Origin of the sequence: Caballeronia sp. LZ032 (assembly GCF_031451315.1) — a bacterium.
GTDB lineage: Bacteria > Pseudomonadota > Gammaproteobacteria > Burkholderiales > Burkholderiaceae > Caballeronia.
This window is the reverse complement of record NZ_JARUXP010000008.1, coordinates 15,534-27,589: the sequence shown is the minus strand read 5'-3', so window position 1 is coordinate 27,589 and position 12,056 is coordinate 15,534. Positions and strand designations below refer to the sequence as shown.

Sequence of the window (12,056 nt, the reverse complement as noted above, 5' to 3'; positions counted from 1 at the left end):
CAGGCCATGCCGAAGAGAGCGGCCGGAAAGCAGATTTCGGCACCCGAACGCGATTTCATCACGCCCCCCACGATACCGGAAAACAGTTAGGCTATACCGTCGGACCCAGATGTGCCCGTGACCGTTAGGAAGCCGCCCCTCTTCAACCTAGGATTTTCAGTCTCATGAAACGTAGAGCAACCGTGATTTGCGAACGGGACGGACGAGTCCTCCTTGTTGCCCGGGCAACAGGACGATGGGCGTTCCCTGGCGGTCGCATCGAGACAGCCGAGGAGCCCGCTGACGCCGCAGGGCGGGAGTTACAGGAGAAGACGGGGCTTGCTGCTTTGCAGGTCCGCTATGCGTTTCAGTTTCGCGGACTGCGCACTCGACACTTCGTCTTCATCGCGAGTGTGGAAGCGGACGCGACCGCGGTCCCATCGAACGAGATTGCTCGGTGCAAATGGATTCGGCTGAAGGAACTTCGCAGCGTCGAGGCGAGCATTCGGACCAAAGGCATCGCGGAGATTTTTCTGAAGCAAGCGAACAGCAGGAACGGAGTTGCGCTAACCGAATCTATTGCTTCCTTGGCCGCCTAGTCGTCGAGAAGGGAGTGTTCTCAAGAGCTCTCAAACAACTCCACTTTAGGAAGGCCTGGTCGTATCGTCAGTAAGCAAAATCCGAATCTGAGCGTCGGGGAAAAGCCTCCGCGCGAGTATGACCGCCTGACATTTGTCGTGCACTACCATGCTGCTGACTTTTTGCGTTGCCGGGGCCTCCATTTGCCAGCCGCCACGACACGCACTAACAACAACTTCCATTTCATCGACACCTTCTTCTGTCACCATGATGACCTCTTGCATTCTCCGACGTCTGGGTGCGGCATGTCCTGCTTTGACCTCTCCTCCTAAAGCTCAGGACTTCGTAGGTCGGCGGCCACTATCTCGTCACCGCGCTCAATCGCTGCTTCTCTAGCTGCGTTTTTCGACGCGCAAGGCCCGATCTCGTCCGCGCCGCCACGGGCGCGATTTGGAATGTCGATTGCTCGACCGCGTTTCCGACGAGCGTGTATCACCGGCAAGCGCGGTCCACGAAGTCAAGGAGCAAGCGGTGGTCATCGAGGCGGTCTGGTTCATGGTGGTAGGCGCGCTGCTGATTCTCATGGCCGTCATGCGCGGCGTGATCTCGCGCCTGCCGATGACCGGCGCCATGGTCTATCTCGCCGCGGGATTCGCGCTGGGCCCGGCCGGCGCCGGCTTGCTCGAGCCCGACATCGAAGGGAATCTGCGTCTGTTGCGCGTGCTGACGGAAGCCGGTCTCGTCGTCTCGCTGTTTGCGATCGGCATGCATTTGCGCGTGCCGCTTTCGAACGAACTCTGGCGGCTCACGCTGCGGCTCGCGGGCCCGGCGATGATCCTGACGATCGGCCTCGTGTATGTCGCCGCGCGCTTCGGCCTCGGCCTCGCCTCGGGACCTGCGCTGCTGCTCGCGGCGATACTCGCCCCGACCGATCCCGTGCTCGCCAACGAATTGCGCGTGTGCAAGGCCGGCGACGATGAGCCGCTGCGCTTCGCGCTTTCGTCCGAGGGCGGCTGCAACGACGGCGCCGCGTACCCGTTCGCATTGGTCGCGCTCGCGCTATGCGGAAGTGCAAGCCCCGGCAGCGGCAATCCGTGGACCTTCGCGGCGGCTATCGCCTGGGGCGTCGTCAGTGCGCTCGTCATCGGCTGGGGACTCGGATCGGGCGTCGTGCGCCTCGTGATTCGTCTGCGAACGCGCTACCGGCAGGCGCTCGGGCTCGAAGGCTTCATCGCACTCGGGCTCATGGCGCTTGCCTATGGCGCGGCGCTGCTCGTGCACGGCTATGCGTTCATCGCGGTGTTCGCGGCCGGCGTGTCCTTGCGCCGGCAGGAGCTCGCCGCAACCGGCAAGACCTCGCCCAGCAAGGCGCTCGAGTCGGTCGAACGCGGCGAGCGCGAGGAAGCCGCCCGCGACCCCGAGCTCGCGCACGCCTACATGGCCGAGACGATGATGGCGTTCGCGCTCGAGTTCGAACGGCTGGTCGAATTCGCGTTGATGCTGTTGATCGGGAGCGTCGTGTCGGCGCATTGGCAGGCGCTTCTCCACTGGCGGGTCATATGGCCCGCGCTCTTTCTGTTCTTCGTCGCCCGTCCGCTCAGCGCGACGATATCGCTCGCCGGTTCCTGCATGGACCGGCCGCAGCGCCTGCTCGCGGGATGGCTCGGCATACGGGGCGTCGGCGCCTTCTACTACCTGCTCTTCGCGCTCGAACAGGCGGGCGGAGAACATGTCCGGCCGATCGCGCCGATCGTGCTCGCGACCATCGTGCTTTCCGTCGTCCTGCATGGCTCGAGCGCGACCTCGCTGCTGCACCGGTACTTCGCGAATCGCGGTTCGAGGTAACGCTTCCCGGAACCACCACTACAAGCGCGGCCGCTCCATTTCCGACGATCGCGAAACTGCGTGCGGATCGCGGTTCGGAGTCCGGTCGCGTCGCGCAAAGGCCCTGTTTGATACCGGAAGCTTCCGGACACGACCCATGAGTGGCGTCGTGCGCTGTTTCGGCATGACGAATGCGTCGTATGAAAACGGAGCCGGCGCATGCCGGGATCGACCGACACTCGCAAACAGATCAGCAACCTATGGCGACCATCGACAATACCCAGACGGCACTCGAAGCGCGTGTAACCTGGTTCGACTGTCTTGCACCTTCCCAGGAATCATTGCGCCGTTCAGCAGCGATGCGCCCGACCGCGCACAGTCATGTGTCGATCACGATACGAGAGCGTCTGACGTCCCGCACCGCGAGCGTGTCGTGGTCGGACTCGCAACTGGGTTGCCTCGCCGAACAAGTCTGGTCGCTTGGCAGAGCGCGCGCGGAAGATGTCTGCTCCATCAGCGGCGAGCACATCAAGCGAGGCGATCTCGTGTTCCGGCCGAGAAAGACCCGGCCGCCCGCCATCAATGAACGCTCGGTCATCGCCGCGCATCACGTGCTCGATGCGCCGCTCGCGGAGTGAAGCATGAAGCGCCGCGCGGCGCGGCGTGTCGCGCGGCGAGTGGCCTCAGCGGGACGCGCGTCGCGCCAGCGCGGCGATTGCGAATCCCGCGGCTAACGCGACATATGTCATGGCCAGCGAGCGCCTCGGCAAATGCGTCTCGAATCCCGGTGTGAAGCGTTTCGGCACGACGTGGTAGTCGACCACATAAGCGACGACGGCGGTCGCCGCGGCAGCGCTTACGATTCCCGCGGGACGGCTCCGTCGTCCGCACAGCGCTTCGAACAGCACGCTCCAGAACACCGCGCTGCCCATGTGGATCGTCGCGCCGAGCGCCGTGTAGCGGATGCTCGGCCTTTCCTGCGACGATGCGTCGGGCCACACACAATGCGTCACGGCATTCAGCGCGGCGTAGGGCGCATGACCCGCACGCTGCGCGCCGGTGCAGGCCGCCGAGGCCGATGCCAGTCCCGCTGCCAGACCCGAGCAGAGCACGTGGACGCGCCGGTCATCGAATCGCTGTTCCATACGCTGCTTTCCTCTTTCTGCGTCAATATCCACGGTGAACGAGTCACGCCGAGTACGGCGTCGCCCGGCGCTAGCGTCCTCGAATCGCATACAGCCGCGTCGGCAGCGCGATCGGACTCTGCGGATCGAACCAGCTCATCTCGGGAATGCGCGAATCGGTGATGTAGATCGTGCCGTCGGCGCCTTCCGAGAACGTGTCGGGCCAGATCAGCGCGCGATTCCGTAGCAGCGTGTCGATGCGCTCGCCGTCACGCACGCGAATCGCATGATGCTCGACCGATGAAACATAGAGACGTCCACGCTCGTCGAACCAGAGCCCGTCCGCGGGACCATCGATACCCACCGCCTCCACGCGCGCCGAGACCTGCCGCGGACTGAGCTGCGCATTCTGCAGCGCGTCGGTTGCGATCCGATAAAGCGTTTTGCCCTTGACCGCCTGCCAATAGAGGTAACGTCCGTCCGGCGTCAGCGCGATGCCGTCGGCGGAAAAGCTCACGGGCCTGCCGTCCGTCTGTTGCAGCGGCTTGCCGTCGACCTTCACGGTGACGGTCTTGTCGGCCTGCGTGCTCGGATCGCCGTCGAGAACACGTCGTGCGCTGCCCGACCCCGTGTCGAGCACGACGATCGCTCCGCGCACGCCGGAATCGGTGATGTAGACGAAACGCCCGTCCGGACTGATGCGCACATCGTTGAGATAGCTTCCTTGCGGCGCGATGGTTTCATCGAACGCATAGACTTGCGCGACGTGGTTCGACGCGAGATCGATCCGCACGAGCTTCGGCGCGCCGGGCACGATGAGCGATTGCGCCGGCGCGCCCGGATCGATCACCCAGAGGTTGCCGTGCTTGTCCGCCACGACGGACTGCACGCATACCCAATGATCCTGCGGCGTGACTTCGTCGCGGCGCGCATTGCGCCAGCTATTCCATTCGGGATCCGGATAAGGACGCAGATCGCCGGACGCTCCGAGCTCCGCGACGGAGATGGGCGCGTCCTCCGTCCAGCGGGGGAAGTTGACGAAAGTGCGGCCATCCGGCGTGAGCGTCACGCCAGTGACCTGATGTTCGAACGTGGCGATGAGCTGAAGCTGCGGACCGCCGCCTCGGGCATGATCGCCGCGCCTGTCCGCGCTCTCCTCGGCAACGCCCGCCCGAGCGAACGCGGCGAGGCTCAGTGTGAGGAAAAGGATTCGGCACAGCGGCTTCGAGATGGACGCCATGATCGCCTCCGATGGTGGCATTGCGCGATGACAGCAATCGTGGTGCCAAAACTTTTCCGACCTGCTTGCCTGTGCAGACCCGATGCGCCAAGGTCACGGCTTCCGCTTGGACACAATCGCGTAAGCGACGACCCACATGGTCGCCTCGACCGCGGCGACCATGATCGTCTGAGTGCAGGCTGTGACGGAAATCGCCGGAAACGGAATGCGATAGAACCACCACGGCGCCTGCGGACCACCGAGGCCATTGAACAAGGCGACGACCTTCGGCAAGGTTGCGCCGCCCATGAAGCCGCCAATCAACAGGGCGACGAGCAGCTTCTCCTTCAGCGTCCTCTTAGAGGATGTGGGCCAGAAACAGAAAAGCACCGCCGCAATGCAGTACTGAGCAGAGAGCCAAAGGACGACCAGGTCGACCGGATGCGTCGCCGCTCGTTCGTAGTACCGGTCGATACAAATAAAAAGCGCAAACGCGATGATCAACGACGTCGAGCCCAGAACTCTCGGTCTCTTCGACATGACCGCTGCGGGCGGGGCATGGAACTCGACTCTCACGGAATAAACCTCGACAGGCACGGTGCCAGAAGACTCGCATTAGCGGGTCTTTCGGCACAGGAGAATGCTTTCATTCGAGCACTCGACGTACCACATCGTGCGAGCCTCACGAACGAGTTGGCGTCCGAAAGGAGCGTCCTCCGGACACTAGCGACGCGGCATCAACCCGGTCAACGCGCATCGCGCCGAATCCCTATCTGCTTAGCGAATTGAACGCTTCCTCGAGCGCGATTACTGCTTGCGCAATGGCCATGAAACGGTATATACCGTTATTTGCAACACGATAAGCGTGAAGTCCGCCCCTCGGACGACACGACTTCACCGCTCACCATGAGGGGCGTGAACCAGATATTCGCCATGCCAGAAAAGCATCTCTCACGGGCATTCGACGCCTCGCTCGATGCACTCTCGACCCATCTCATGGAGATGGGTGGTCTCGTCGAAATGCAGATCGAACGCTGCCTGCGACTGTTGAACGCGTACGATCCGGCGCTCGCGCTGCAAATCCGCGACAGCGAGCGGGTTCTCAACTCGCTTGAAATCGAAATCGACGATGAGATACAACATGTGATCGCCCGGCGACAGCCGGCTGCCTGCGATCTCAGGTTACTAATGGCGATGTCCAAGTGCGTGACGAACCTCGAACGCATGGGCGATGAAGCACGGAAGATCTCCAAACGGATGCGGCATATTTCCGAGAGTGGTGAAGCGGCATCGTTCCAGGTGGCCGAGCTGAAAAAATGCGGCGAGATGGTTCACTCCGTCCTGCATCGGGTGCTCGACGCATTCGCACGAATGGACACGGTAGATGCCGCGCGGATCGTGCGCGACGACAAAGCGATCGACGAACTGTTCCGCTCGTTTTCCCGCAGGCTCGCCATGCAGATGAACGCAGTGCCCCGAACCATTTCGGTCGCGCTCGAATACCTGTTCATCGCCAAAGCGCTCGAGCGGATCGGGGATCACGCAAAGAGCATCGCTGAGTTTCTCGTGTTTGTCGTGAAGGGCCGGGACGTGCGTCACCTTCCGTTGGACGAACTCGAACGCGAGGCGTTGGCCAATTGACCTTCATCGACGATTTCATTAGCGCGATGAAGCGCTGAATGAGCCTCTTTCGAGAAGTTCTCGGAGCCGTTCGGCATCGAACGGCGCCTGTACTTTCTGATCGTTGTCGAAGTAGCAGAAGACATCGCGCGATGCGCGACTTCGCCGCTTGCGCGCCGTGATAAGCCGTGCGTCCGCGGCCTGCGTTCCCTTCGCCCAGGCCACGATGCGATGCGTCCAGGCGTTGAGCGCCTCGTCGGTATATGCGCCGCTGTAAAGGGTTTCGGTGCCGTGCAAACGCATATAGACGAAATCGGCGGTCACGTCCTCTGCGTACGGCCAGCCAGCCGTGGAGTCCGATACCACCAGCGCAACGCCGTGTCTGCGTAGCAAGCTTACGAAGGTCTCGTCAAGAAAGCTCGGATGCCGAATTTCCACGGCGTGCCTCAACGCTCGCTTTTTCCTTGGCGCATCGAACCACGGTTCCTTGACTCGCGCGTCGTGCTTCTGGGCAAATGCCGCGGCGGAGGCCGTATCCTTTGGCAGAAGTTTGAGGAAGCGCTCGAAGTCGTCCGCATGAAAAGCGAAGCTCGGCGGGAACTGCCAGAGGAACGGGCCGAGTTTTTCGCCAAGGCCCAGCACGCCTGACGCAAAGAAGTTTGCCATTGCAGGGATAGCCGTTTCATCGCGAAAGCGCAGCATGTGGGTGAGATAGCGAGGACCTTTTACGCTGAAAACGAATTCGTCGGGCGTCGCATCGCGCCATGCACGCCAACTGGATGCGCGTTGCAGCGAGTAATGCGAACCGTTGATCTCAATGCTCTGCACCCGGCGCGACGCGAATTCGAGTTCACGCGCCTGCGCGAGTTTCGGCGGATAGAATACGCCGCGCCAGCCCGCATAGCGCCAGCCGGAGATGCCGATTCGCACGCGGCCTGTCATGACCCGCACTTTCAGCGCAGGAAGCGGGTAAGCCGACGTCCCTGTGTCTCGCGTACATAGCGTCGCGCCGCCGCGAGCAGCAGCACACCCGCGATGCCCATGAGCGCCGCACGCGCACTCGCGGGATGCGTATGCGCATCGGTGTAGAAGCTGCGTTCGCGGACCCGGCCGTGTCGTCCGGACCGCTCTCTCAGGCCGGTGCCGCTCTCATAGAGGCTATCGCCGTCGCGCCGGGGCTCGCTCGTGAGCTGGGCCTTCACACCGAGCCGGCTCGTCATGGCGTCGTACGCGCGCGGCGCCGATCGCCCGAACCAGGCCATGCCGCGCGATGCGCCACCCGCATAGATGTCGCGCCGCGGATGAGCCGCGGCGTGCAGTATGGCCTCCGCGACCACCTCGGGCGCATACACCGGCCGTGGCAGCTTCGGCTCATGATCCAGGTAGTTTTTCGCGTGCTCGACGAAGAGCGTGTCGATGCCCGCGGGCTTGACGAGGGTCACCGAGACCGGTGCGTGCTCGTCGGCGAGTTCGATGCGTAACGCGTCGGTGAAGCCCTTCACCGCATGCTTCGATGCAACGTATGCGCCTTGCAACGGAATGGCGACGTCCGATAGTTCGCTTCCCAGATTGATGAGCGCGCCGCCCCGTTCCCGCAAATGTTGCACGGCGACGACCGAGCCGTTGACCACACCCCAGTAGTTCGTATCGAAGAGTTTGCGCTGGTCTTCCAGCGGCACATCGACGCAGCGCCCGTACAACGAGACGCCTGCATTGTTGATCCAGGTGTCGAAGCCGCCGAAGCGCGAAATCGCTTCGTTCGCGGCGGCTTGCAGCTGTTCACGGTCGCCGACATCGGCGACGGCATACGCGACGGTATCGCTTCGATCTCGCGACAACTCGTCGGCGAGTGAGGAAAGCGCCTTCTCGTCGCGCGATACGAGCATTAGCCTGGCGCCGCGTCTCGCAGCGGTGCGCGCGGTGACGAGCCCGATTCCACTCGTTGCGCCCGTAATGACGATGACCTGTTGGTCGAGAGGTTTGAGCCGGATTCGCATGGTGGCACTCGCTGCGGGTAAGGAATGCTGGCGGTCAAGCATTGCGTGTTCCTCGCGCGTCGATGATAGCGGCGGCACACGACATGCTGCATAGGTCGAGGTCTGACACACTTCATTACAGCGCGTGCGGCGCCGCACGCCTGCACCGAACGGAGAAAATCTTGAACAAGGATCAGAAGGAAGGCATCAAGGAACAGGTCAAGGGCTGGACCGACACCGCGATCGGCAAGGTGACGGGCGACGAGGACCGCAAGCTCAAGGGCGACGTGGAGATCACCAACGGCGCCAATCGCAAGGATTACGGCGATCAGAAGGACAACATCGAGAAGGGTGTCGAAGACCCGGGCGATCCGACGAACGAGTGATTCGCAATGGATTCAATTAAACGCGACGATCGGCGATACTGAAAAGGTGGTCGCCCGATCGCCGCTCAATCTGGTTCAACGCGAAGCAAGCATCCCGATCACCAAGCCGCCGACTGCGGCCAGCGCGATAGCCTTCCACGGATTGTCGTGCACGAAGTCGTCGGTGGTTTCGGATGCCGCCCGATATCTCGTCGCCATTCCGTCCCGCACATCGGAGAGCCTGTCTTTGACGACCGAACGCATATCATTGCCGGACGCGGATGACTCCCCGTTCTCATTCGAAGAAGGCCGGTCTGCGCTGGTCGGGAATTCATATGCAGCCTCAGCCTTTTCCGTTATGAGGGAATCGACCGGGTCGGAACCTTGAACCCTGTTAGCCATGAACGTCTCCTTGGGTGTTCGGCGGTATCGAGCCAGCGGAAGTCGGTCCGCCGGGCGTCGACGCAGCTGGTGCAATTTGCATGCCGTCAAACGCTTATCGACGTGAAATAGTCGACGCTGATGCGGCGCTGTGGGGGCGGACGTCATACATCGACCAGCATTTTTTCAAGCCAGCGCGCATCCATCTGGCAGACATAACCGTCATATCGTTCGATGGGACTGAATCCATTACCCTGGTAGAACCGCATCGCACGCTTGTGACCGCCCGCGTTTCCAGGAAGAGCCTCCTGTAGCCACAACCGGCAGCGTCGGCCTCCAGATGCCGGACGACGGCCGTGCCGGTGCCCGATGCCCGACGCCCGATGCCCGATGCCCGATGCAGATTGACGGCTATAGACCCTTTTGATCTCGGCCGTCGATGCGTCGATGCCTTAATGCGCCGCACCCGACGGGCTTTCCGAGGGCCGTGCGCGCCACGTAGAACATGCCACTTGCCGAGCGAAACTCGGGGACATCGAATCTCGACTGGCCGCCATCGCTCGAGAAGAACGCGAGATTGGCGCTTAGTTCATCGAGCAGGATTCGCCCGTCAATCGAAGCCGTCTTCCCGTTGCACGGATCGCACTGGATGAAGAGCCATTCTTCCTCCTGCTGTTTGCACCCATTTAGCAAGTCGAGGACCTAAGGCGCGCGCGGAACAGCGGAATGCCGCTTGCTGAATTTTACGAACGATTCATTCAACGCTCTAACCGCCATGACCAGTCATTTCGACATCCACGAACTTCCCGCCGTGTCGGTGCACTTCCTCCTGATCTCGATGCCGCCCACGCCTTCCGCCTACGACGAAAGCGACGACCTCGACGATCTGCTCGATGAAACCGGCGCAACCGTCCATCGCAGCACCGGCAAGACCGGCACCGACACGGAGGCCGAGCCCGATCCCAAACCGAAGCCATCGGCGGCAACGCAAGCGGATCAGTCAATGGGCTCATCAGTTTTATCGACCGGGGCAAGACAAGGAGCGCACCATGAAATTATCCATCATGTTGAAAGCCGCGGCGATCGCCGCATTGTCGGCAAGTCTTTGCGTCATCGCTGGATGCAACCGCAACAGCACGAGCGCGGGCAGCGCAGCCAGCGACAGTGCGGCTGCCGCGCCCACGTCGGCCACGTCCGCGCCGGCAGCGGCCAGCTTCCCCGCGACGGCGGCAAGCGATACGCCATCGGGCGCCAGCCAGTAACTCCGCACACGAACGAAGGAGTTCAAAGCCATGAGCAAGGGCACGTCCGCTAGCGGTTCCAATACCGTGTTCATCAAAATTCAGGAGGCGTTGAGAGGCATTCACTATCCCGCGGACAAGCAGACCATCGTCGATACAGCGCGCAAGCAAGGCAAGCGACGATGTGATGTCCGCGCTCGATGCGCTGCCGGAACAGCAGTTTCAGGCACCGGCCGATGTGTCGAAGGCGGTCGGGCAGGAAGAAGGCTGAAGCGCGGCGGCGCGCATATCTATGCGCGCCGCGACCGCAATCTCCAGGTTGCAGGCCGTACTGCCACCATTCGCTGCCATTACGTAAATCTTCTATCCGGAAGTCCTCCGCGTTGGCAACGTGGGTATTCATGGAATCCTTCTGGCGAAAGAGCGTTTAGGCAAGTTATATGTACCGCGCCGGTGGCGCGCCTAGTGCGGACCGCATGCGGCGACGACATCCGTATCAAAGGGCGTTCCGGTGAACGGTCGTCACGCTTGTCCAATGCAAAGCATGATTAAGGAGGTATTCGTCCTTCACTGCCGACTCCTCAATAACACGCTTGGCCTGAAGGCCGAATTGAGAAGCATGCAGTCGCGAATAATGCAAGCTTCCATGACCCGGCCTCTGGCCTCGCCGCGAAGCCACACGCTCCTCAGACTGCCGCCCTGGATAACTCAACAAGTTAGCGCCCCAGCAGTTAGCACTGTGAGGAGCGTACGCGCAAGCCGCTGCGCGCAGATAAAGCGTCATCGACGGGCACAACGACTGCTGAGTGAACCAACTGCCTTCGACGCTGCATCGCATGCGGGCCCCACCCTCGAGAGTTGTCAAATGAATGCTCCCTCCTCCCCACCTCTTGCGCGGCCGCGCGCGCCTTCGGCAGTGGTCAAATGGATTACGCTGGTATTCCTCGCGCTGTCGGGCCTCTACTTGATCATAGGTGGTGGCTGGCTCGTTGCCATCGGCGGGTCGCCTTACTATTTGATCGCGGGCATCGTCACGCTCGTCATCGCATGGCTCGTTCTGCGCGCAAGTCCCAAGGCGCTCTGGCTTTATGCGTTACTGCTGCTCGGCACGCTGATATGGGCGATCGCCGAGTCCGGCTTCGATTTCTGGGCGCTCGCGTCGCGCCTCGATGTGCTCGTGCTCGTCGGCATCTGGATGGTGCTGCCGTTCGTGCTGCGCATCTATGTCGCGCCACGCGCGTCAGGCCCGGCGGCGCTGGGCGTTGCGCTCGTGCTGTCGGGCGTCGCGCTGGGTTATGCCGCGTTCAACGATCCGCAGCAGATAGACGGCACCGTGAGCGCGGCGACGTCGGCGGCCGCGGAAACACCGGGCAAGCACGCGGGCAACTGGCTCGCCTATGGCAACTCACAGGCCGGCACCCGGTATTCACCGCTCGCGCAGATCAACGATCGCAATGTCTCGAACCTGCGCGAAGCATGGCGTTTTCGCACGGGCGACATGAAAGGCCCGAACGACCCGCTCGAGATCACCGATGAAGTCACCCCGCTCGCTGTCGATGGCACGCTGTACTTCTGCACGCCGCATCAGCAGGCGGTCGCACTGGACGGCGCGAGCGGCAAGCAGAAATGGCGCTTCGACCCGCAACTGAAGCCCGATCCCAGCTTCCAGCATGTGACCTGCCGCGGCGTGTCCTACTATGAAACGCCGGCCGCCGCACAGGCGCGCGACACCGGCAATCCATCGAATC

At 62.3% G+C, this 12,056-nt stretch carries 14 protein-coding genes and 1 pseudogene; 8 read left to right on the top strand and 7 right to left on the bottom strand.

Going from position 1 to position 12,056, the window contains the following annotated elements; translation table 11 throughout:
- Positions 1-164: 164 nt before the first annotated feature.
- Positions 165-578 (top strand): NUDIX domain-containing protein, encoded by a 414-nt coding sequence (locus QCE69_RS37270; protein ID WP_309935884.1) that lies wholly within the window; start codon positions 165-167, stop codon positions 576-578.
- A gap of 308 nt (positions 579-886) precedes the next feature.
- Here QCE69_RS37270 and QCE69_RS37265 read toward each other — a convergent pair whose 3' ends face one another.
- A complete protein-coding gene (locus QCE69_RS37265; RefSeq protein WP_309911483.1) occupies positions 887-1,054 on the bottom strand; it encodes a DUF6723 family protein in 168 nt (55 codons plus the stop codon).
- Here QCE69_RS37265 and QCE69_RS37260 point away from each other — a divergent pair.
- Complete coding sequence (locus QCE69_RS37260) at positions 1,021-2,403, top strand: cation:proton antiporter (RefSeq protein ID WP_309935883.1); 1,383 nt, start codon at positions 1,021-1,023, stop codon at positions 2,401-2,403. The two genes, QCE69_RS37265 and QCE69_RS37260, sit on opposite strands and share 34 nt — an antisense overlap.
- Positions 2,404-2,642: 239 nt before the next feature.
- Complete coding sequence (locus QCE69_RS37255) at positions 2,643-3,020, top strand: DUF3331 domain-containing protein (protein WP_309911471.1); 378 nt, start codon at positions 2,643-2,645, stop codon at positions 3,018-3,020.
- A gap of 45 nt (positions 3,021-3,065) precedes the next feature.
- Here the strand turns inward: QCE69_RS37255 and QCE69_RS37250 are convergent, their stop codons facing one another.
- From QCE69_RS37250 to QCE69_RS37240, 3 genes are all read right to left on the bottom strand, one after another.
- A complete protein-coding gene (locus tag QCE69_RS37250; protein WP_309911474.1) occupies positions 3,066-3,527 on the bottom strand; it encodes a hypothetical protein in 462 nt (153 codons plus the stop codon).
- Between the two features lie 70 nt (positions 3,528-3,597).
- The gene (locus tag QCE69_RS37245) at positions 3,598-4,746 is read right to left on the bottom strand and encodes an L-dopachrome tautomerase-related protein (protein ID WP_309935882.1); all 1,149 of its coding nucleotides are present in this window, start codon (positions 4,744-4,746) and stop codon (positions 3,598-3,600) included.
- Positions 4,747-4,839: 93 nt separating this feature from the next.
- Entirely contained in the window at positions 4,840-5,265 is a 426-nt protein-coding gene (locus QCE69_RS37240; protein ID WP_309911477.1) for a hypothetical protein, read from the bottom strand.
- Positions 5,266-5,658: 393 nt separating this feature from the next.
- Between QCE69_RS37240 and phoU the strand changes: the two genes are divergently transcribed.
- Positions 5,659-6,366: a phosphate signaling complex protein PhoU gene (gene phoU, locus QCE69_RS37235; RefSeq protein ID WP_309935927.1), complete on the top strand. Its 708-nt coding sequence runs from the start codon at positions 5,659-5,661 to the stop codon at positions 6,364-6,366.
- Positions 6,367-6,384: 18 nt separating this feature from the next.
- Here the strand turns inward: phoU and QCE69_RS37230 are convergent, their stop codons facing one another.
- Positions 6,385-7,287 carry a DUF72 domain-containing protein gene (locus QCE69_RS37230; RefSeq protein WP_309935881.1) on the bottom strand — a complete coding sequence of 301 codons (903 nt, stop codon included), beginning with the start codon at positions 7,285-7,287 and terminating at the stop codon, positions 6,385-6,387.
- Between the two features lie 11 nt (positions 7,288-7,298).
- Positions 7,299-8,342 (bottom strand): SDR family oxidoreductase, encoded by a 1,044-nt coding sequence (locus QCE69_RS37225; protein WP_309935880.1) that lies wholly within the window; start codon positions 8,340-8,342, stop codon positions 7,299-7,301.
- 161 nt (positions 8,343-8,503) lie between these two features.
- On the opposite strand from QCE69_RS37225, the gene QCE69_RS37220 reads away from it, so the two are divergent.
- Entirely contained in the window at positions 8,504-8,707 is a 204-nt protein-coding gene (locus tag QCE69_RS37220) for a CsbD family protein (RefSeq protein ID WP_309911324.1), read from the top strand.
- Positions 8,708-8,782: 75 nt separating this feature from the next.
- Here QCE69_RS37220 and QCE69_RS37215 read toward each other — a convergent pair whose 3' ends face one another.
- On the bottom strand, positions 8,783-9,088 hold the full coding sequence (locus QCE69_RS37215; RefSeq protein WP_309911323.1) for a glycine zipper domain-containing protein: 306 nt from the start codon (positions 9,086-9,088) through the stop codon (positions 8,783-8,785).
- Positions 9,089-9,800: 712 nt separating this feature from the next.
- Between QCE69_RS37215 and QCE69_RS37210 the strand changes: the two genes are divergently transcribed.
- The 3 genes and pseudogenes from QCE69_RS37210 to QCE69_RS39670 form a co-directional block, all read left to right on the top strand.
- Entirely contained in the window at positions 9,801-10,382 is a 582-nt protein-coding gene (locus QCE69_RS37210) for a hypothetical protein (protein WP_309911322.1), read from the top strand.
- Between the two features lie 113 nt (positions 10,383-10,495).
- Positions 10,496-10,579 (top strand): hypothetical protein, encoded by an 84-nt coding sequence (locus QCE69_RS39675; protein ID WP_409018322.1) that lies wholly within the window; start codon positions 10,496-10,498, stop codon positions 10,577-10,579.
- 264 nt (positions 10,580-10,843) lie between these two features.
- Positions 10,844-11,962 (top strand): annotated as a pseudogene (locus QCE69_RS39670) (hypothetical protein); the annotation flags it as partial.
- Between the last annotated feature and the right edge of the window lie 94 nt (positions 11,963-12,056).